The 20,731-nt window shown below is 57.9% G+C and carries 20 protein-coding genes; 7 read left to right on the top strand and 13 right to left on the bottom strand.

The features are described 5' to 3' along the window. Positions 1–21: 21 nt before the first annotated feature. Both lgt and NW870_RS02690 read right to left on the bottom strand, forming a co-directional pair. Positions 22–1,161 (bottom strand): prolipoprotein diacylglyceryl transferase, encoded by a 1,140-nt coding sequence (gene lgt, locus NW870_RS02685; protein ID WP_414373775.1) that lies wholly within the window; start codon positions 1,159–1,161, stop codon positions 22–24. A gap of 86 nt (positions 1,162–1,247) precedes the next feature. After that, positions 1,248–1,940, bottom strand: a complete 693-nt coding sequence (locus tag NW870_RS02690) for a response regulator transcription factor (RefSeq protein WP_414373777.1) — start codon at positions 1,938–1,940, stop codon at positions 1,248–1,250. Positions 1,941–2,147: 207 nt separating this feature from the next. On the opposite strand from NW870_RS02690, the gene NW870_RS02695 reads away from it, so the two are divergent. Then, entirely contained in the window at positions 2,148–2,969 is an 822-nt protein-coding gene (locus tag NW870_RS02695) for a Uma2 family endonuclease (RefSeq protein WP_414357528.1), read from the top strand. Here NW870_RS02695 and NW870_RS02700 read toward each other — a convergent pair. Continuing rightward, positions 2,960–4,177, bottom strand: coding sequence for a glycosyltransferase (locus NW870_RS02700; protein ID WP_414373779.1), 1,218 nt, complete (start codon positions 4,175–4,177; stop codon positions 2,960–2,962). The genes NW870_RS02695 and NW870_RS02700 overlap by 10 nt on opposite strands. A gap of 153 nt (positions 4,178–4,330) precedes the next feature. Here NW870_RS02700 and NW870_RS02705 point away from each other — a divergent pair, with 153 nt between their 5' ends. Then, the gene (locus NW870_RS02705; protein ID WP_414332321.1) at positions 4,331–4,678 is read left to right on the top strand and encodes an STAS domain-containing protein; all 348 of its coding nucleotides are present in this window, start codon (positions 4,331–4,333) and stop codon (positions 4,676–4,678) included. Between the two features lie 79 nt (positions 4,679–4,757). Here the strand turns inward: NW870_RS02705 and NW870_RS02710 are convergent, their stop codons facing one another. Then, complete coding sequence (locus NW870_RS02710) at positions 4,758–5,603, bottom strand: tetratricopeptide repeat protein (protein WP_414373780.1); 846 nt, start codon at positions 5,601–5,603, stop codon at positions 4,758–4,760. Between the two features lie 134 nt (positions 5,604–5,737). Between NW870_RS02710 and NW870_RS02715 the strand changes: the two genes are divergently transcribed. After that, positions 5,738–6,808, top strand: coding sequence for a 2Fe-2S iron-sulfur cluster-binding protein (locus NW870_RS02715; RefSeq protein WP_414373781.1), 1,071 nt, complete (start codon positions 5,738–5,740; stop codon positions 6,806–6,808). Between the two features lie 9 nt (positions 6,809–6,817). On the opposite strand, the gene NW870_RS02720 is transcribed toward NW870_RS02715, so the two are convergent. The 5 genes from NW870_RS02720 to rpsO form a co-directional block, all read right to left on the bottom strand. Continuing rightward, entirely contained in the window at positions 6,818–8,599 is a 1,782-nt protein-coding gene (locus NW870_RS02720) for an NADPH-dependent assimilatory sulfite reductase hemoprotein subunit (RefSeq protein WP_414373782.1), read from the bottom strand. A 154-nt stretch (positions 8,600–8,753) separates the two neighbouring features. Beyond that, positions 8,754–10,781, bottom strand: coding sequence for an ABC transporter ATP-binding protein/permease (locus NW870_RS02725; protein WP_414373784.1), 2,028 nt, complete (start codon positions 10,779–10,781; stop codon positions 8,754–8,756). 82 nt (positions 10,782–10,863) lie between these two features. Further along, entirely contained in the window at positions 10,864–12,057 is a 1,194-nt protein-coding gene (gene larC / locus NW870_RS02730; RefSeq protein ID WP_414373805.1) for a nickel pincer cofactor biosynthesis protein LarC, read from the bottom strand. A 95-nt stretch (positions 12,058–12,152) separates the two neighbouring features. Further along, positions 12,153–12,590 carry a PAM68 family protein gene (locus NW870_RS02735; protein WP_414373786.1) on the bottom strand — a complete coding sequence of 146 codons (438 nt, stop codon included), beginning with the start codon at positions 12,588–12,590 and terminating at the stop codon, positions 12,153–12,155. A 36-nt stretch (positions 12,591–12,626) separates the two neighbouring features. Continuing rightward, entirely contained in the window at positions 12,627–12,902 is a 276-nt protein-coding gene (gene rpsO, locus NW870_RS02740; RefSeq protein ID WP_011431855.1) for a 30S ribosomal protein S15, read from the bottom strand. A 92-nt stretch (positions 12,903–12,994) separates the two neighbouring features. On the opposite strand from rpsO, the gene NW870_RS02745 reads away from it, so the two are divergent. After that, the gene (locus tag NW870_RS02745) at positions 12,995–13,678 is read left to right on the top strand and encodes a HEAT repeat domain-containing protein (RefSeq protein WP_414329553.1); all 684 of its coding nucleotides are present in this window, start codon (positions 12,995–12,997) and stop codon (positions 13,676–13,678) included. A gap of 4 nt (positions 13,679–13,682) precedes the next feature. Here NW870_RS02745 and apcD read toward each other — a convergent pair whose 3' ends face one another. From apcD to NW870_RS02765, 4 genes are all read right to left on the bottom strand, one after another. Beyond that, positions 13,683–14,168, bottom strand: a complete 486-nt coding sequence (gene apcD, locus NW870_RS02750; protein WP_011431857.1) for an allophycocyanin subunit alpha-B — start codon at positions 14,166–14,168, stop codon at positions 13,683–13,685. A 191-nt stretch (positions 14,169–14,359) separates the two neighbouring features. Beyond that, positions 14,360–15,694: a type IV pilus twitching motility protein PilT gene (locus NW870_RS02755; protein ID WP_414341906.1), complete on the bottom strand. Its 1,335-nt coding sequence runs from the start codon at positions 15,692–15,694 to the stop codon at positions 14,360–14,362. Between the two features lie 271 nt (positions 15,695–15,965). Beyond that, positions 15,966–16,655: a GTP cyclohydrolase I FolE gene (folE, locus tag NW870_RS02760; RefSeq protein ID WP_414329555.1), complete on the bottom strand. Its 690-nt coding sequence runs from the start codon at positions 16,653–16,655 to the stop codon at positions 15,966–15,968. A gap of 131 nt (positions 16,656–16,786) precedes the next feature. Next, positions 16,787–17,518: an SDR family oxidoreductase gene (locus NW870_RS02765; protein ID WP_414341872.1), complete on the bottom strand. Its 732-nt coding sequence runs from the start codon at positions 17,516–17,518 to the stop codon at positions 16,787–16,789. A gap of 241 nt (positions 17,519–17,759) precedes the next feature. Here NW870_RS02765 and NW870_RS02770 point away from each other — a divergent pair, with 241 nt between their 5' ends. From NW870_RS02770 to trxA, 3 genes are all read left to right on the top strand, one after another. Then, entirely contained in the window at positions 17,760–18,983 is a 1,224-nt protein-coding gene (locus NW870_RS02770; RefSeq protein WP_414373788.1) for an ABC transporter ATP-binding protein, read from the top strand. A 161-nt stretch (positions 18,984–19,144) separates the two neighbouring features. After that, positions 19,145–19,888: an NUDIX hydrolase gene (locus tag NW870_RS02775; protein WP_414373789.1), complete on the top strand. Its 744-nt coding sequence runs from the start codon at positions 19,145–19,147 to the stop codon at positions 19,886–19,888. Positions 19,889–20,274: 386 nt separating this feature from the next. Beyond that, positions 20,275–20,616, top strand: a complete 342-nt coding sequence (gene trxA / locus NW870_RS02780; RefSeq protein ID WP_011431863.1) for a thioredoxin — start codon at positions 20,275–20,277, stop codon at positions 20,614–20,616. The last annotated feature ends 115 nt before the right edge of the window (positions 20,617–20,731 follow it).

The raw sequence follows: 20,731 nt of genomic DNA on the forward strand, positions 1-20,731 counted from the left end.
TTCAGCCTGATGGCCACGGCACTAACTGGCTTGGGCCAGCCCTTCCTCAGAGGGATCCCTGCCTTCCAGGCGACAAAACAGTTGCCGCATGAGCAGCTCCCGTTGGCCAAGAGACAGGTGAGGGGCAAGGGTGCCGGGAAAGTGGGGCATGGCGAGGGTGACACGATCCAACAGGTCGGCGCGGCGATGTCTCTGTTGAATAGCCCAAGCCCGTTCCAGAAGGTTTTGGGCTGCTTCTGGCGCTAATCCCGCTTGCTCCGATAACCACGCTGCCAGTTGTTCCAAATCGGGGTCGAAGCGCAGCCGGTACATGTAGATCAACATGCCGATCCCGATCACCAAGCCCAAGCCACTGGCTACATAGGCGGCTTTGATGGAAGTTCCCGGCAGATAGGCCACCGCCGACACGCGCAAGATTTCGTAAGGGATGCGAATCAAGCTGTAGCCGACCACATACGTCCAAACCCAAGTGCCATCTTTAAGCTTGGGGAATCGCCAGAACATCCCCATCAACAGAGCAAACAGGGCCAGATTGAGGATGCTCTCGTAGAAAAAGATCGGGTGGAAAAACTCAAACTGGCTGTATTCCGGCTCGCGAGCTTGGGGAGGAATGTACACCCGCAGCGGCCAAGGGCTGTCCGGGGGAATAGGGGCACCATAGGCCTCGGAATTGAAAAAGTTGCCCCAGCGCCCAATGGCTTGGCCCAAAATTAACCCAGGGGTGAGAACATCGGCATACTTCCAGCCGTGGATCCCGGTGGCGCGGCAATAGAAGTAGAGAGCCAGAGCACCGGCCAGCACCCCGCCATGGATGATAAGGCCCCCCTGCCAAATGGCGAAGGCCGAGAGGGGGTTATCTCTGAACTCTGACCAATGGGTGATGACGTAGTAGAGTCTGGCCCCCAGAAACCCAGACACCACCAGCCACAGGGCCAGTAGCTCCACCCGTTCGCCGGCTTTGCCGGGTTCTTTCTCCAAATGACGGGATTCGGCCAGTGCTTTGGTCAAGATCAAGCCGACCAACACGGCCACTGCCATCAATAGGCCATACCAGCGCAGGCCCAGCCCTCCCACCAGCGGGGTGCCAGGGGGAAAACGGAAGACAAATTCTCCAGGTGAGCTGAAGGTGAGACCCAACAGCCCTGCACTCCATAGGTTCATCAACAACACGCTCTGCACCCCAAAATCCCTCAATTCAACTAACCTCACAGGCAAGATTCCACTGGGGGGTTTTGGACCCCATACCCCTACTCCCGCAGCACGTAGCCCACCCCACGCACGGTCTGGATGAGGCGCTTTTCCCCTTGGCCTTCGATCTTGAGGCGCAAATAGCGAATGTAGACCTCGATGATGTTGGAGTCGCCCATGTAGTCCAGCCCCCACACATGCTCCAAAATCTGCTGGCGGGTGAGCACCTGTCGAGGGTGTTCCATCAAGTAGCGCAGCAGGTCGTATTCTTTGGCTGTTAACTCCACTTGCCGCTCTCCCCGAGTGACCTCCCGCGTTACGGGATCCAGAATCAGATCCATGAACACCAACTGGCCATCGCGGGATCGCCTTGGCTGCCGCAAATAGATCCGTATCCGAGACAGCAGCTCCTGAATGCTGAAGGGTTTGACCACGTAATCATCCGCCCCGGCATCCAACCCCGCTGCTCGATCCGACACCTCATCTCTGGCGGTCATCAACACCACCGGCACGCGGTTGCCCGTTGAGCGCAGTCGCCGACAAATTTCCAAACCTGAGATGCCGGGCAACATCCAGTCCAACAGCACCAAGTCGGGGTTTTGGTCGCAGGCTGCCCTCAACCCGGCCATGCCATCGCTGGCTACGCTGACTCGATATCCCTCACAGGTCAGCTCCGTTTCCACAAAACGAGCCAGCTTAGCTTCATCTTCGATCACCAGAATGTGGGCAGAAGAGGGTTCAGGCTCTGGCATACGCTCTCTTGCTGAATCCAAGGAAGACGCCGAAAAACTTGCTCATTGCCCCCAAGCATATCTCAACCGTATGGATTGGCAGTCGAGATGACTGAATCCGTCCTAGCCTGCAACAGCCTTGTGGAATTGCCTGGGGTTGATATCAGCAAGTGCTTTGAGTTATTCAAAAGGCATTCATGTACCTTATCACCATGAGTATCCTAAGCCATGACCCTCTCTCCTGTTCGGCTCACCCCGCCCCTACCTCCCATTCGATGGGAAAAACTGCCGGAAGACTTTCCCTTGCCGGATGAGCCTGTGGAAAGCACCTTACAGCCCCTTTTGGCTGCTGCTCTGCGTGAGGCATTGGAACTCGCTCAGATGATCCCTGCCCAGGCTTTGATCGCCTCCAACTTTGGCCTTTGCAGCACTGTCGGGGACAAGGTGGTGGTGAAAGCCCCCGACTGGGTTTATGTGCCCGCAGTACAGCCGATTCCCGAAGGAGAGATCCGCCGCAGCTATACCCCCCACCTAGAAGGGGATCCCCCGGCGATTGTGATGGAATTCATCTCCGAAACCGAGGGCGGCGAGTACTCCATCAATCCCCACTATCCCTATGGAAAATGGTATTTCTACGAGCGCATTTTGCAGGTGCCTGTCTATGTAATCTTTCATCCCAAAACCGGTGAGCTGGATGTCTACCGCCTGGAGAATGGCCGCTATACCCCTGTATCGGCGGATGAAAACCGTCGCTACTGGATCCCGGAGATTGGCTTGTTTTTGGGGGTGTGGCGGGGACAAAAAGCCGAGACCAAAGCCAACTGGTTGCGGTGGTGGACTGCCGATGGGAGTTTGCTGCTGTGGGGGAGTGAACATATAGAGCAGGAGCGGCAGCGGGCCGAACAGGAGCGGCAGCGGGCTGAACAGGAACGGCAACGGGCCGAGGCGGCAGAGGCAGCTCTCGAACAAGCCCGCTCGGAGCAACGACGCCTAGCGGCAAAGTTGCGGGAACTGGGGTTGGATCCTGATGCGGCAACCGACTATTGTTGACTATCTGTTGATATCCCCCCATTTCCCCAGTAGGTGCGCCCTCGCCAAGACCGGGGTCGGCTGAGAGCAGACAGGATCACCCGCAAGACTGCCAAGGGATCCGCCAGCGGAGAGATCCAAAACGTCCAGGGGGGGTCTTGATAGGAGCCGCGAATCCCCACGAGCACACCCAACCGTAGGGCAAGCAACCCCAAGTTCAGCCCCAACAGCAATTGCTCCGTCAGGGAGAGGGAAAGCCCTAAGCCGATCATGCCCAGTAAACCCACCGCCGCCAGCCCAGGGATCCCTTGGGTGAGGACGAGGAGAGCTATATCCCCCCACAACTGGGCCACAGGGGTGGCATCTTTCAAATCGAGGGATCGGCCCCACTCTCGCCAAGTTTCGCCAAAAGAAGTGTACATGCGCACCTTGAGCAGGTGCCGACCGTCGTAAAAAGCTACTTTAAAGCCGGCTGCCGCAATCTGCCGCACCAAGGTGACATCGTCACAGAAGGAGGCCCGCGCCAGCGTGTAGCCGTTCATGGCTTCCAGCACCGACCGGCGCACTAGCATACATTGCCCATTGGCCATCGTCCGTTCTGGCAGGGTAGCCCTGTCTCCGGCTGCCCCATAGCGATAGATCAGGGTCACCAAAAGAGCCGGTTGCAGCCAGCCTTCCCCCCAGTGCTGCAAGATAAACTGCGGTGCCAGGGTGATCAGGTCGAGCCTTTGGGCCTGGGCGGTTTCCAGCAGGCGCTCCACCAAGCCTGGCTGGGGACGGGTATCGGCATCAATGCCCAGGATCCACTCAGAGGCCGGATCCGACTGGAGAAATCCGTAGTGCAAAGCCCAGGGGCGGCCCACCCATCCGCCGGGGAGGGGATCGTCGGTTACCAGACGGAAGCGCGGATCCCGCTTGGCCATCTGCAGCACTTTTTCGGGGGTGCCATCTTGAGAGCGGCTGTCCACCACCAGCACCTCCCGCAGGACGGAGCTCTGTTGGTGTAATCCTTCCAGGCAGGGATCGATGCGTTCCGCTTCGTTGAGGGTGGGCAACAACACGCTGACCAAGCCCGGCTGCAAAGGGATCCCAGGCTGACCGGGAGGCAGAGGGGAAGGGCGCCGCAAAGAGGGCAGCAGCCGCGCCAGCAGCACCGCCAGCATCGGCACTTGCATAACCAATAGACTCAGGGCGGCAGCATCTCCAGCCCAGGCAGGGATCCCGTTCATGCCAGTTCTAACCTGTAAGGGAAAAGTGTCCAAGAATGCTTGCAAGAGAAGCCCAGGGAGGACAAACTCATACTCATGGTGATTTAGCAATTCAAAATCAGTCTGGTTGCATCGTGCCTGTGCTCATTCCCCCTCAAACCTGCCGGGCTCTTCATGGATGTCTTCATCCGGCTCAGCCACAAGGGATCCCCTGTTACAGTTGTGAAATTGCACAGTGAAAGGCTCAACGCCGCGATTGCCCGCGAGGTACGGAAAGAGCTAAGCCAAATTCTCACCGAGAAACCGGGACATTTCTTGTTGGATCTTAGTCAGGTTAGCCTGATCGACAGCATGGGGTTGTCGGTTCTGGTTTGGGCGCATCGCCATTGCCGCGCTTCGGGCTATCAACTCAAGTTCTGCAGCCTGCAGGAGCAGGTCAAGCTGCTCTTCTCCATCACCGGCTTGGATGCCATTTACGAGATCTACCCCTCTGTAGAAAAGGCACTTGAGTCTTTTCCGTAGCTCTCCCTATCGGGTCAACTGAGAACCGTCAGGGATCAGCTTCTCAACACCTGGATTAGCCTAACGGTTGAAAACCTGCTCAGGGGGAGGGGTTGCTGTTTTGGTTCTCGACCGTCTGGGGCCGGTTCACCTGGGCATAAACTTCTGCCTGTTGCCGAATCTGCTCCCGAACTTGGGGTGGGGCCAACCGCGCTGCTTGCTCAAACAACTCAGGTGCTTTTGCCCGTAGGTTTTCATCGGTGGCGGAGCTGAGGGCTATGGCTTTGCCCAACACGGGGGTGAAATCACTGGGATCCGCCGCAATCAACTTGTCGTAGAGGACTACAGCTTTCTCAGTCTGGTTGTTGCGGGCGTAGACAAAAGCCAAGCGCAAACGTACATCATTATCTTCCGGCACTTCTTCAAGATCTTCCGGCACTTCTTCAAGATGCTTCTCCAGCAGGGCAATGGCCTCAGAGGTGCGGCCCAGGGTTAGCTGCACATCCACCAACTGTTGTAGCACTTGCCCATCTTTGGGATCCCTGTCGTGAAGGAGCTGGAGCTGTTCTAACGCCCCTTCAAAATCCCCCGTATCCTGCTGGATTTCGGCCAAAAAAGCTCGCAGTTGCCGATTTTCGGGCTCCAGTTCCACCAGCTTCTTCAGCGGCTCGATTGCCCCTTGCGGCTCGTTGAGCTGCAGTTGGGTGTCGATCAACCCCCGCAGGGCAATGGGGTTATCCGGCTCCCGCTCCAGCACGACGCGATAGCCGTCTGCCTGGGCCCGCAGTTGCTCGGTTACCAGGCTGGCCTCTGGAGATTCGGAAGGCCCGAGGGCCTGGAATAGCGGGCCAAAGGAGAAGCCCAAGAAAGTTACCGTGCCCACCACCAGCAGCAAAATGTTGAGGAGCTTGCGGGCTGGGGATTCTTGGGGTTTGGACTGAGGCATAAAGGGCTCGCGCAGAAGACTCCTCTGTACTCTATCATCGGCGCCGGGGCAGGCTGCGGGGTGAGGTTACCCAATACCCAAAACTTTTGAAAACAGCATCCAAGGGGAGGGCAATGCCGTACTGAATTTAGGTAGTGCTGAATCTTTTTGCCACCCCTCACTCCCTCTTAACCATGCGGATCACCTGTTACCCCGACAACCTCACCTTGGAAGCCAATCCCCTGCTCACGGTTCTGGAAAATCTGCTCAAGGCGGGGGTGCACCATGTCCATGCCTGTGGGGGCAATGCCGCCTGCTCCACCTGTCGCATCCTGATTTTGGAAGGCAGCCAAAACTGCCGCAGCATGACTCCTGCCGAGAAGAAGTTAGCTCAACGGCTAGACCTTCCTGTACATATTCGTCTGGCCTGTCAAACCCGCATCACTGGAGATGTCACCCTGCAACGGCTGGTGATCGATAAAGCAGATGTGGAAGTAGCTCAACATCAATTGCAGGCCCATTCGGTCGGCAGCCAAGTCACCGCCGCCATTCTCAGCGCTTCCCTGCGGGGGACGGCCAACTTCGACGAGGAGAACTTTCCCTACGATGTTGTCTACACCTTGGGTCGCTACTTCGCCCAAATGGGGGCCTTGGTGCAGCAATATGGGGGAGTACTGGCCAACCAGAGTGGGCTGAGAAGTTTGGCCTTGTTTGGCTTAAAACAACCCGAGCTGGCCGTACAGCAGGCACTGCAGGCGGGATTGGCGCTTGGACAGTCGGTGGCGGAGTTGAACAGGTCTCTGCGGCAACTCTCCTACCCCCAGGTTAAGCTCACCCTCGGGATCCACTACGGCCCAGTCCTTTTGCTGCCCCTCGATCCCCAAGATCCGCAGCGGTTGTCCGCCTTCGGGAAGTCGGTTCAGTTTGCCACCTGGCTGGAGTCGGTTGAGGATGTTTCGCAAGGGGGGGAACAGACTGAGGAACAGAGCTTTCGGTTGCTCATCTCGGCAGCCGTGTATCGAGCCGTGGAAGGGCAACTCCTGCAGGTGGAGCCTCTTTCGGTGAAACCTTTTCCCAACGCCAAACCCATCCGAGTTTACAGGGTGCACCCTGACCAAGTTAGCTTGCCGGCTGGCGAGGAGGAAGCTCCAGAAGCAGCCAAGCCCGAACCGATTGGATGGCTGGAAGCGCTCCGGGAATGGCTACAGGCTTGGTCTCGTTTTTGAGGGATCCCTTCAGGCAAAAACGCCATCCCTTTGCTTAACTTGGGCCTGCAAATAGGGGATCCCCATCCGGTGGCAGTAATCTCCAAAGCTCTCGCCAGGACGGCGCTCCTGCTTGTAGGCCTGCAGGAGAACTCTCATGAGCGGCACGATCTGGCTGATGTGTACCCGATCCTGAAACACTTGCGCCAGGCGATCCCCCTGCGGGCTGGCTCCCAGCCAAAGCTGGTAGTAGCCATCGGGGGCGGATCCCACCAATCCCAGTTCCGCCAAGTAGGGTCGGGCACAGCCGTTGGGGCAGCCGGTCATGCGCACCAAAAAGGGCGAATCCTGCAGATCCAGCTCCTGCAACAGCCGATCCAACTGGCGAACCAGCCCCGGCAAAGCCCGCTCCGACTCGGTAATCGCCAACCCACAGGTGGGCAGGGCAGGGCAGGCCATCGACAGCCGCACCAGTTGGGGGATCTCTTCCTTGGAAAGCACCCCGTGGGATTTGAGGATCTGGTTGATGGCCTCCCGCTGGCCATCCTCGATGTCAATAAAGATCACGTCCTGAGTGGGGGTCAGCCGCATGTCCAGAGAAAACGCCTCCACAATCCGGCGCAGTGCCGTCTTGAGCTGTCGCTCTGGGGTGTCCTGGATACGGCCATTTTCGATGGAAATGCCCAAAAACCAACGGCCATCCCCCTGCTCGTGCCAGCCCAGGTAGTCGTCGCTGTTGGGAACAAACTTGGGTAGGGGGCGAAACCGGGGCAATTTTTCCCCCACATACTCCTCGACAACGCGGCGAAACTTGCGGATCCCCCAGTCTCTCACCAAGTATTTCAACCGCGCCTGCTTGCGGTCGTAGCGGTTGCCGTAGTCTCGCTGCACGGCCAAAACCGCTTGGCAAACCCGATACACCGATTCCGGCGGGGCAAAGCAGAGCTTTTGGGCCAAAAGGGGCTGGGTTTCTTCCTTGCCGTGGGTACGCCCCATGCCCCCACCCACCACAATGTTGAAGCCCTTCAAGTTGCCCTTGCGATCCGTGAGCACAATCAAGCCCAAGTCCTGGGAGTACACATCTACCGTGTTTTCCCCGGCTACGGCGATGGCGGTTTTAAACTTGCGGGGCAAATAGACGGGGCCATACAGAGGTTCTGGCCCCTCCAGGCGCACCCCGTTGCCCACAAACTGCTCTGCTTCCCGCACTTCCTCATCCACCGGTGGGATGGGAACCGGCTCCCCATCCACCCAGATCTCGTAGTAGGCAGAGGTCTTCGGAGCCAACAGATCCGCCAGCTTGCGGGCATACTCTTGGGCATAGCGATAGGCAGGGCGATTTTTGTAGGGGGCAACCGGTGCCATCACGTTGCGGTTGACATCGCCGCAGGCGGCCAGGGTGGATCCCATCTGTTTGAGAATGCTGGCTATGGTGGCCTTGAGGTTTTTCTTGAGGATCCCATGCAACTGAAAGGTTTGCCGCGTTGTGGCTCGCAGGGTGCCATTGCCGTACTCATCGGCCAGCCGATCCAGGGTCAAGTAAAGCTGGGGGGGCACGTGTCCCCCTGGGATGCGGGTGCGCAACATCATCGAATAGGCCCGCTCCAGCCCCTCCTGCTTTCGCTGCTGCCGCCGATCCCGGTCGTCCTGCTGGTAAGCCCCGTGAAACTTCAGCACCTGCACCGCTGCTTCGCTGAAGTGGGTGGTGTCTTGGGCCAGCTCCTGCTGAAGGGGATCCCGTAGAAAGTGGCTGTCTGCCTTGATCTGCTCCACCTTGGAGCGCTTGGCCTCGGATGGGATCATGGGGGGCATTGGTGATCTCCGGTAAACCGGTCGGAATACTTGTGAATAACAGGCTATCACCTCCCTTGGGCGGCGTCCAGTTGGAAAAGTCAGCCTCCTATCCGGGTTTTGTCCCAAACCCGCAAAACTTGTCATTTGAGTCAGCTTGAGATCGTCGGCGCTTCTAGCTGGCCAGGGCTAGGCGGGCACCGTACTCCTGCACCGACCACAGTTGCCAGGCACAATTCCCCTGCAGCTCCAAAACCAGGTCGTGGTAGGCCAAGAGGGTGGGACGATGGCCGACGCTGATGTAGGTGGTGTTCAGGTGTTGCAGCTGCAGGTAGAGCAGTTTTTCGTTGGCCACATCCAGGGCGCTGGTGGCCTCGTCCAAAATGGCGTAGCGGGGCTGGGTGATCAAAATGCGGGCAAAGGCAAGACGCTGCTGTTCCCCTAGGGAGAGAGTGCTGGCCCAGTCTTTCTCCACATCAAAGCCGCCCACCCGCTCCGGCAAGTCTCCCAGGTTCACCTGGGCCAAGACTCGGATGAGATCTTCATCGGTGAGGTCTCGGCGGCGTTTGGGATAGAGCAGTTGATCCCGCAGGGATCCCAGCAGCATATAGGGTTTCTGGGGCAAAAAGAGCATCTCCTGAGTATCTGGGCGGGCGATGGATCCCTGGCCGTTGGTCCATAGGCCGGCAATGGCCCGCAACAGGGAACTTTTGCCGCTGCCGCTAACACCGACAATCAAAAGCCGCTGGCCGGCTTCCAAGGCGAAGGAGAGATCCCGCACCAGGGTTCGTTCTGAATTGGGGGTGAGCAAAGTGACGTGGTTTAGCGCCAATTGCTGGGCAATGCGAGTTTGAATGTTGCTTTCCCGAGCGCCGGTGTGGCGCAGCGCCGGATCTTCCAGAGACTCGTGAAAGGAGCCTAAGCGGTTGATCCCAGCGGCAAAACTGGAAATGCTTTGAATCTGGTTGGCCACAATGGAGAGGGCGCTCAACACCTGGCTGAAGGCAATGGTGGCCTGGGTGATGGTGCCGAAGTCTCGCACGCCGCTGAAATAAAGGGGAGCCACGATGACATAGGGCACAATGCGGGTGAAATAGTTGTAGGCGTACTGGAAAATATCGATGATGGCCTGCCAGATGATCAGCAAGTTAAAATTGCGCAAGGCCGCACCAAAGCGATGCAAAATCTGCCTGAGTTCTTGATCCTCTCCCTGGTAAAAGGCGATGGACTCGGCGTTGTCGCGCACATGCACCAAGCTGTAGCGGAAATCGGCTTCATAGCGCAGTTGATCGAAGTTAATTTTGATCAGCTTGCGACCGGCCAAAATGGCGATGGCAGTACCGATAGTGGCATAGACCACCAGACCCAACGCCAACGGACGAGAAATACCATAGAGAATGCCAGTAAAAGCATAGAGGGTGAGAATCGAGTCGAGAATGTCCAACAGGAAGGAGAGGGTGGTGCCGGTAAAGGAGCGGACATCCTCGGAAATGCGCTGGTCGGGGTTGTCGATTTCGGTGTTGGCGGCGTTGGAATCCAGCTCGTAGTAAGCCCGCTGATCGAAGTAGCGATCCAGAAAATGATCGGTCAGCCATTCTCGCCAAAACAGCCCTAGCTTGAGGCGAGTGTAGCGGTAGATCACCAAAATCGGAATGGCTGAGATAATCAGCACTCCATAAATAATCAAAAACTGCCAGAAAGTGGGCTCTTCTTTTTGCTGCAGAGCTGTGTCGATAAACCGAAAGATAAAGCTAATCATCACGTTCAGCCGGTTTACCGTCAGCGACAGAAACAGCAAAAAGGTGAGCAGCGCCCACTGCAACCAGCGCTGGCGAAGCTGCCGCCACGCCGCCCCAAAACAAAGGCTGCTCAGAGCCAAGCTGACCGAGGCCACCCACAGCACTGGCGAGGACAAGTTTCTCTTCGTTTGCGCCACCAATCCGGCTGCCACATTGGTAAAAAACTCTGGGAACAGGGCCTGACCGACCAAAGTTACCCCAATCTCCACAAAGAACATCAGGGCAACCACAAACACCATGGCCGCTGCCAGCAAGCCCAAAAAGATCCAGCCCCCATAGCGTACTCTGGGGTAAAAGTAGGGCTGGGCCACGGTGATAAACCGATCCCACAGTTTGCGGTCAAAGTTAAATTGAGAGGTTTGGGATTCCATTGTTGTGGTCGGCGGAGAGAGCAAGATCGACATCTCCCAGGCTAGCAGGCCATGGGTGCCAAGCTGTGTTCAACAGGAGCGGATTCATTGGGGGTGGAACAGGTTCGGTGTCCCTTCAACCTTGCAACCGGCTTTGCCAAGCCGATTGGGCCGCCAGCCACACCGTCTGAACCGGCACGTGCAATTCCTGGGCGCGGGCCACACAATCGCGAAACTCCGGCTGAGCGTTGACGATGCGGCCATGGTGGCGGGCTACCTTGATGTCTACCAGGCCGTAAGGGGTTTCCACCCGCTCGATAACCCGCTCCAGCAGGGTGCGCTGCTGTTGGAAGTGGCGAATGCCCAGGGTGGTGGTCTCCCGGAAGATGAGATCTTGACACTCCGGCACCCGATCCGGCGGACAGATGACGGTAAGCAGGATCCCCGGCCGCCCCTGTTTCATGGTGATCGGCTGGGTAAACACGTCCCAGGCCCCGAGGGCCAACAACTGCTCGCAGGTGTAGGCAATCACTTGGGGGTTGAGATCGTCGATTTGGGTTTGCAACACCGATACCGTTTCCGTTAGCTCTCCCCCATTGGCTTCCCCAATCCACAGACGAAGCACATTGGGAATGGGCAGCTCTTGGGCACCGGCCCCACGCCCCACTTTTTCCACCCGCATCGGCGGACAGGGGCCAAACTCTTCCGCCAACGCCACAGCCAAGGCTGCTCCTGTGGGGGTCACCAGCTCGGCTTCCACCCCGTTGCTGAACACCGGCACGCGGCCCATTTCCCACAACTCGATCACCGCCGGCACCGGCACGGCCAATTTGCCATGCTCTGTGCTCACCCAGCCGCCCCCAATAGGATGGGGGGATGACAACACCCGCTCCACCTGCAGCCAATCCAGGCCAATGCAAGTGCCGACAATATCCACCAAAGCATCCACTGCCCCCACTTCGTGAAAGTGCACTTTTTCCACAGGCATCTGATGGACTTTTGCTTCCGCCTGCGCCAACTTTTCAAACACCGCCAAGCTGCGGGCCTTAATGGCTGGGGAAAGCTGGGATCCCGCGATCAAAGCCTGAATCTCTGCCCAATGCCGAGCAGGGGATCCCCCACTCTGGGATCCCAGTACCTCCACCACAGCTTGCAGAGCAGGCTGCCCACACCGCTGCACCCGGCTCACCTGCAGGCTATATTCCCCCTCGATGCCCAACGCCTGGAGCTGACGGTTGAGGTACTCCAAAGGCACCCCGCAATCCAGCAGGGCTCCTAGACACATATCGCCGGCAATGCCCGCCGCACAGTCGAAGTAGGCTATTTTCATGCTGGAGAACTGGGGGTAGCCGCTGCCGCCGGGATGGATGGGATCCCTCTTGATTGTAGGCAGCAACCGGCCTGGAAAAGGCGATGGGAGAAGAATCAAGCTTCTCCAGAGTCGGAAGATTCAGAAGATCGGGCAGCAGATTCCCGCCACTGTTGGATGACGTTGCCCAAATTGCGCCGAAACTCTCCAATTCCCAGCAGGGATCCCGGCTCGGGATCCCAGGAAGCTGAGAACACACCGTAGCTGATGCCCAAAAAACCAAGGCCAAACAAAGTTAGCGACTCTGCCAAGGTGAAGTAGGGGGGCAGAGCGACCACATGGTTGGTCAAGAGATAGTAATTCACAAAAAAGCTGCTCAGACCTAGCCCCGAAGGGATCCCAGAAAACACCAGAATCCGCCGCACCATCCGCCGGCTGACCTCAGGGGGAATCACGGCAACAGGCTCCTTCTTGGCCGGCTTCTTCTCCACCTCAACAGAGGCGGAGGGGGAGCGACGGCGAAAGGTTTTGGACTGGCGGCTGGATTTGCCCACGAAGACAGATCTCCGATAGCGTTTTGGATGGGCTGCCTACTTTTTCACCCGGATGTTCAGCCGTTCGGCCAGCTCCCGGAAGCGGTCAGGAGAATGCTTGGCGATGTAGTTGAGCAAACGCTTGCGACGACCGATCATCATCAACAGGCCGCGGCGGGAGTTGAAATCTTTCGGGTTTCTCTGAAGGTGCTGAGAGAGCTGGTTGATGCGACTGGTGAGCAGAGCCACCTGAACCTCGGCAGAACCGGTGTCGGTGTCGTGCAGTCGATAGCTCTCAATGATCTGCTGCTTCTCTTGTTGCAATAAGGCCATAAGATCAAGGGACTGGATGCACTGCTTCAAGATAATAACATCGGCTTTTCCTCCCTCGCTATGGCCGAGGAGGGTTATGGAGAGAATGGGATATGACAACAACCTCTGGGGATCCTCCGGCACTGCCCGCTTTGCTGGAGCTGTTGAACTCACAAGACTTGGGAAATCGGCTGCGCGCTGTCAACAAAGCCAGAGAACTGCCTGGGCCAGAAGCCCTGACATTGCTGCAGCGAGCGATTCACGACGAGAATGCCCGCGTCCGTTATGCTGCCATCAGCCAGATGGGCACCCTGTCTGGCGTCGATCCGAACCTACTGTTGCCCATTTTGCAGCGCTCTTTGCGAGAGGATCCGGAGTTCGATGTGCGGGCTGCTGCCGCCGCTGCCCTGGGGGATCTCAAGCAGCCACAGGCCCTGGCCGATCTCCTGGAAGCTTATCGGCGAGAAACGGAGTGGCTGGTACGGTTTAGCATCATCGCTGCCCTGGGAGAGCTGGGGAACCCTGCCGCCTTCGACACTCTGGTGGAAGCTTTGCAGGACAAGAGCGAGCTGATCACCACAGCCGCTGCCGCTGCCTTGGGCGATCTGGGGGATCCGCGGGCCATTCCCTATTTGGATCCCCTCATTGATTCCGACGACTGGCAACTGCGCTACCGCGTCTGCATTGCCCTGGCCAAGTTGGGAACAGAAGCCGCTCGCGCCGGACTGACCCGGCTGGCCCAGGATTCCCAAGAACAGGTGGCCGTACATGCCCGGGCTGCCTTGGGATCCCTGTAGTTCCCTAGCTCATGGCATTGATGATGTAGTCAAAGTAAGGGGCGGCTTCAGCAGCTGCCGCCGGCTCCAACAAGCTGAGGGCAGCTTCCTTCAAAAAGACAATCGCATCGATCATGCCGGCGATGGGTACGTTGAGGGCATTGTACATTTCCCGCACCCCTATCAGGCCGATAGACTCAATCGGCTCTTTGCTGCCGGCAATAATGCCATAGGTCACCAGACGCAGATACCAGTCGTAATCTCGCAAACATTGGTTGTAGCGCTTGTCACCGTAGGCATTGCCACCGGGTTGCACGTACTCGGGCCGCTTGGCGAATAGCTGCTTCTGGGCCTGGTCAATGATGCGCTTTTTGTTTTCTGCTAACACCTGAGCGATTTGCAAGCGCCTCTCGCCGGTGGTCATGTAATTCCTGATGGCTTCCAGTTCGCTAACTGAGAGGTAACGCAGCTGGTCATCCGCGGTCTCGATGATCTGGTTGATCACGCTCACGGTAGGGATTCTCCTGTTTTCTAACTTGCTTTCAATTCGGTTCATCAATTCGCAACCCATCCCCCCAGCCCAAGGTCGGCCCAAGAGATGAGCAGGTAGCTCGGCAAGCCAGCGCCGCCGGCTGCTCCCAGTTTAGGATAGGGCAAACCTTCCCTCAAGCACTTTGGCGTGACTCCATCTCGAGACTGGCCCTAGATCCGGCCTCGCAGCCATTGGGCCATCTCATTGCGGCGTGGGGCAGCCTCCAGACACACCTCTTCGGTAATCCGCCCCTCTTGGTAAAGCCTAAACAGGGATTGATTCATCGTACACATGCCCTCATAGGAGCCGTCGGCGATCAGCTCCTCAATTTCATCCACCGCCCCCCGCTTGATGTAGTCGCGAATGGCATCGGTGTTGCGCATGATCTCGTGGGCCGCAGCTCGCTTGCCATCGGTGGTGCGCACCAGGGTTTGAGCGATGATCGCCACCAGGGTTTCTGCCAGCTGCAGACGCATCGGCTCCTGTTCTTCCGGCTTGTAAATCCCCAGCAGACGCTCGATGGTGCGGACGGCGCTGTTGGTGTGCAGGGTTCCAAAGACCAAGTGGCCCGTCTGGCCGGCCTTCAGGGCAATATCCACCGTCTCTCGATCCCGCATCTCCCCAATCAGGATGATGTCCGGATCTTCCCGCAGAGAGGCTTTCAGGGCATTGGCAAATTCCAGGGTGTGGATCCCGACCTCCCGCTGCCGCACCATCGATTTCTTGCTCTGGTGGACGAACTCGATGGGATCCTCAATGGAAATGATGTGTTTGGGAAAGTTGGAATTGATGTAGTCCACCATCGCCGCCAAGGTCGTGGACTTACCGGATCCGGTGGGGCCGGTCACCAAAACCAAGCCTTTGTGCTCTTCGGCAATGCGCTTCAAGACTTCCGGCGCCCGCAACTGCTCCAGCGTCAAAATTTTCAACGGGATCAGACGCATCACCATAGCCGGGCCAAGCAGGGAAACAAAGCAGTTGACCCGACACCGCACCAAACCCTCGTACTGGATGGCAGTATCCAGTTCCAAACATTCCTCAAACTGGCGAATTTGGCTCTCCGGCAGGCTTTCCCGCAGCCAGCCATAGAACATCTCGGTGGTGGTGACCGGGTAGTTGGTCAAAAGCATTTGCCCCCGATCCCGAAAGCGGGGCACTTCTCCTACCCCCAAATGAATATCGGAGTAGCCTTTGTCATAGGCTTCCTGCACCAGTTGGCGCAGGGTCAGGCCCGCAGGAGCAGCTGGAGCCACTGGGATCCGACCGGCAGCCGTTGGGCGAGCTGGTGGCGCAAAAGGCGGGGCAGCAGGATTGGGGCTGGGCGGCGGCACTGGAGGCCGAGCAGCAGCAGCCGGAGCCGGGGTGGGCGGGGGCATCTGAGGAGAAGCGGCAGAGCCCGGCACAGGCACCGGTACCTGAGGGGGAGCGACAGCCACACCAGGAGGAAGGGGCCGACCCAGAATGGGGTTGGGGGGGCTTTTGGCGTTGACAGGCCGGGATCCCATCCCTTGGGAAGCTGAACCGAGCACCGGATCCAGTTGCGTTGGAGGCTCCACCGGGGGCGTTTGAGCAGCCGGACGAGGCGGACGCTGCATGACCGGCGGAGCCGGGGGCTTCCAATCGGACTCCACGTCGGTGGGAAATTGATTTTCAGGGCTGACCTCGCTCATGACGGGCCTCGCTTCTGGCAGGGTTTGAGTCAATCTTAGGCTAGTATTCCCAGCCTGAGCAGAGGGTTAACTCAACCCAACCACCGGCAAAGCTCCGGGAAGCTCCCTAAAAATTGGACGGATGGCGAATGAGACTCAGAAACTCTTCGCGGGTACGGGGATCCTCTTGAAACACCCCCACCATCGAGCTGGTGACCGTCCAGGAGCCGGCCTTTTGTACCCCCCGCATCACCATGCACATGTGGGTAGCCTCGATAACCACCCCCACCCCGTAGGGATCCAGCACCTCCATCAAGGCCTCAGCAATTTGCCGTGTCAGGCGTTCCTGAACCTGCAGGCGGCGGGAGTACATCTCGACGATACGGGCAATTTTGCTTAGGCCCACCACCTTTTGCCTGGGGATGTAGGCCACATGGGCTTTGCCGATAAAGGGCAGCAGATGGTGCTCGCACAGGCTAAACAGAGACACATCCCGCAACAGCACCATCTCGTCATGGCCCTCATCAAAGATGGCACTGTTCAGTAGCTCCTCCAAAGACTGCCGATACCCACTGGTCAAAAACTTCAAAGCCGCAACCACTCGTTGCGGGGTTTTTCGCAGCCCCTCCCGTTGGGGATCCTCCCCGATCCCCCGCAGCAGCGTCTCCACCGCCGCCACCATAGCCGGATCTGAGACATCCGAGCTACCCAATTCTTCTTCCGCAAAAGTGGCTCGATCTCGAATCACCCGAGACTTGAAATGGGCTTTGTCATCCATTCGAGATTGCGAGCCAGATCCGGGTTTCGCAAGGGTCATAGCAGGATATTCCTTGGTTAACGAAAGGCTAAGAGAACTCGGTGCATGCAACTCAGCTCAGGTGGCATCCAGTCAAAGGCTGCGATAGCCAAAACCCTCCCAAGTCACGGGCAACCCCAAACCAGCCAGGTCTAAAAGGCTCCCACCGCAGGCATGAAGGTGAGATCTTCCACCACCGCGCCTGTGGGCAACCGAACAATGTAGGTAATCAAATCGGCTACCCATTCCGGCGAGAGCATTTTGGAACGGTCGAAGTTGACCCCTACCGTGCCCGTATCCCAGAGGGACGTGTCCACGGCACCAGGGCACAGGCTGGTGACCCGAATGCCATGCTGTCGTTCCTCTTCGGCCAAAGCTTGAGAAAAGCCCATTAGGCCGAACTTGCTGGCACAGTAAGCTCCCCAGTTGGGAAAAGCTCGCTTGCCCGCAATCGAGATGACGTTGACAATCGTGCCGCAGCGCTGCCGGCGCATTCCGGGAAGTACGGCTTGGGCACACAGAAAAGCTGCCGTCAAGTTCAAGTCGATCACTCGCTGCCAATCCGACAAAGGTAAGGTGGCCAAAGGGCCAACGTGGGCCATGCCCGCATTATTGACCAAGACATCGCAGACGCCAAATCGATCCAGGAGAGCCTGCAACTGCTGGGGCAGAGCCGCTAGGTCGGCCAAGTCCATGGGAAAAACCGCTGCCTTACCCCCCTGGTCTTGGATTTGGGCCTGCACCGCTAGCAGATCAGGTTGGGAGCGGGCCACCAGAGCCACCGCTATCCCTTGTCGGGCTAGGGCTAGGGCTACCGCTCTGCCGATCCCTCGACTGGCCCCTGTAATCAGAGCACGTTCGGGAAACTTTGTCTCAAAACTCATTTAGAACAAGCCTCTGGAGTGCGCCACACAAGCAAGCGCCGCCCAACCTGAGAAACTTCGTTAACTAAGTTTAACACTGATTTTCCGCTGCTTCGCTTGGAATCAGGGCGAGGCGTAGAAACCTTATTCTGTCCTGCTCAAGATCTGGCTGCTGGCTGTTGGATCTCGATCCGGTTGGACGGGATCCGGGGACATGGTAGTGTGGTAAAAATAGTGAAAATCTTTTGCAACAACAACCGTCATGGCTGAGTCTTTGTTTTCTCCAAGCCCCACTGCCGCGCGGGAGGATCCCTCCTACATCCTTCAGCTTGAGGGCATCAGCAAGGGGTTTCCCGGCCAGCGGCAGTTGGTTTTGCGGGAAGTCGAGTTTCGCCTGCCCCAAGGAGACATCCTCAGCATTGTGGGCCCATCAGGTTGTGGGAAAACCACCTTATTGCGCACCATTGCCGGATTTGAGCAGCCGGATAGCGGGCGGATCCTGCTGGGGGGGCAGGTTGTGGCTGGGGAGGGGCAGTGGATCCCACCGGAGCGACGGGGAGTGGGGTTGGTGTTTCAGGATTTTGCCCTGTTTCCCCACTTGAACGTGTTGGCCAATGTGATGTTTGGCCTCCGACCCACTACCCCATTTGCGTCGGCGGCAGGGGGTGGCAATCGCTCCTCCTCAACTGAGTTGCGAGCTGAGTTGCGAGGCGCTGCCCAACAGGCGCGGGAACGCGCTTACGAGGTGTTGCGGTTGGTGGGCCTGGAAGACTACACCCATCGTTATCCCCACGAGCTTTCGGGCGGGCAGCAGCAGCGGGTGGCTTTGGCGCGGGCTTTGGCCCCCAGGCCTAGCTTGATCCTGTTGGATGAGCCCCTGAGCAATTTGGATGTGCAGGTGCGCTACTACCTGCGGGAAGAAATCCGCAAAATCCTCAAGCAAACCCAGACCTCGGCCATTTTTGTCACCCACGACCAAGAGGAGGCTCTCTGCCTTTCCGACTGGGTGGCGGTGATGCGGGAAGGCCGTATTGAGCAATGGGGATCCCCGGAGGAGGTCTATCGGGAGCCGGCTACCCGCTTTGTGGCAGAGTTTATTACCCAGGCCAACTTTCTGCGCTGTGAGCGGCGGGAGTTTGGTTGGCAGGCTGAAGAGCTGCTGCACATCCCATTCCAGGCTTTGAGGGATCAGCCCGACCCCAGCTTGCGCTGCGCAGAGTTGATGGTTCGACAGGAGGAGTTGCATTTGCATCCTGATCCTCAGGGAGGCATTGTCATTCGGGATCGGCAGTTTTTGGGGCGAGAGTACCGCTATTGCCTGATCACAGCAGCCGGCAAAGAATTGCACGCCCTAGCCCGGGAAGCCCTGCCTGTGGGCGCGCGGGTTCACATTGCTGTTGGGCAAGGTCGGCTGTTCCCCCTCGCTGAGGGGTCCTCCGTGGCTGAAAAAGAGCCAAATCGCGCAAAAAGTAAAAGTGTTGCCTGAGTCGGGGTTCTTTTGCACACCTTTAGCAACCCATCTTCCCCGCGACACGAAAGCCTTCGCCCCAGATAGGGCTTAGACTGGCAAGACGGTGGTCCAGGCTGGTAGCTCCCTCTGGAGGGACAAACTGGGTAGGCTGTTGGTGGAGGATTCAGTGCCAAGCTATGCAGGGATCCCGCATCGTGGCAGGCCCATCGGAGAACCGGATCGCCTTGGCGGAGTTCCGGGTGGGCGTGGATGCGGTCATTTTCTCCATCGACACTGAGCAGAATCGCCTCCTGGTGCTGCTGGTGCGGCGGCGGGAGGATCCCTTCCGCGGTTGCTGGGCTCTGCCGGGAACGCTGGTGCGGCGCTCAGAATCCTTGGAAGCAGCGGCTTATCGCATCTTGGCCGAGAAGATTCGTGTTAGGAACCTCTATCTGGAGCAGCTCTACACCTTTGGGGGGCCGGAGCGGGATCCCCGCGAGGCCGAGGATGGCTATGGAGTGCGCTACCTGTCGGTCAGCTACTTTGCCCTGGTGCGGTTCCAGGATGCTGAATTGCTGGCAGACGGAGTGGAGGGCATTGCCTGGTATCCCGCCGACCAAATTCCCTCTTTAGCCTTTGACCACGAAGAGATTTGCCGCTATGCCCGCCGTCGCCTCTGCGCCAAGTTGGAGTACAGCCCGATTGCCTTTGACATTTTGCCCGCCACCTTCACGCTAGGGGAGGTCTATCAGCTCTACGGCACCGTTTTGGGCGAGGGGTTCTCCGACTACTCCAATTTTCGCGCCCGCCTACTGAAACTGGGTATCTTGCAAGATACCGGCCAGAAAAGTTCCCAAGGAACAGGCAGACCGGCAACCCTCTACCGTTTTGATGCGGCTGCTTTCGAGAAAATCCGTCATAAGCCAATGGTATTTGTCTAAGGGATCCCAGCTCACCAATGCTAATCCGGCCAGTCCAGCCAGATCGTTAACGTTCTCCCCACGGCTAAAGCCGGGGGATTTTTTCCATCGCTCCACGCTCCTCGCGCTTCGTTGCAATGGGCTACACGAGGGCCTATATCCTCGTGGGGGACGCCATCTCCTCAACTACTGAGATGCCAAAACACCCCAGATACTTCTACTTCACCTTTAACGCTGCACCCTTCCATAAGCGGGTGGAGCGAGTCTCCCGTCCTGTCATGAGACGGTGACTTATCCCCAGGCATGAATGCCGGGGCCTGCGACGCCGAGTTTTCGGTCAGCAGCAGCCAGAGAGCTGTGCTAAGATTAGAAACCATGATAGGTATTGTTTCAGGAGTTCTCCAAGCATGTCTGCAGCAATAGATATCGCTGATGCTACCTTTGAGGCAGAGGTGCTGCGCAGCGATATTCCGGTTTTGGTCGATTTTTGGGCACCTTGGTGTGGCCCCTGCCGGATGGTGGCTCCTGTGGTTCAGGAGATAGCTGAGCAGTATGTCGGCAAAGTTAAGGTTGTAAAAATTAATACTGACGAGAACCCTCAAACTGCCAGCCAGTACGGCATTCGCAGCATTCCCACCCTGATGTTGTTCAAGGGCGGCCAGAAGGTGGATGTGGTGGTCGGCGCCGTACCCAAGGCAACTCTGACCACGATCCTGGAAAAGCACTTCGACACACCTGCCGAAGCCTGAGGACAGCCCTGAGGCCAGGAGCCTGGATGTTTCAGAATGTAACTTTTGGGTTCTGCATTGGAACCTGGTTGATATTTTGTGCTGAGAACTGATTAAAGTGAATCCCAGAGAACTT

This window comes from Synechococcus sp. R50.1, assembly GCF_047462115.1.
In the GTDB taxonomy this organism is placed as follows: domain Bacteria; phylum Cyanobacteriota; class Cyanobacteriia; order Thermostichales; family Thermostichaceae; genus Thermostichus.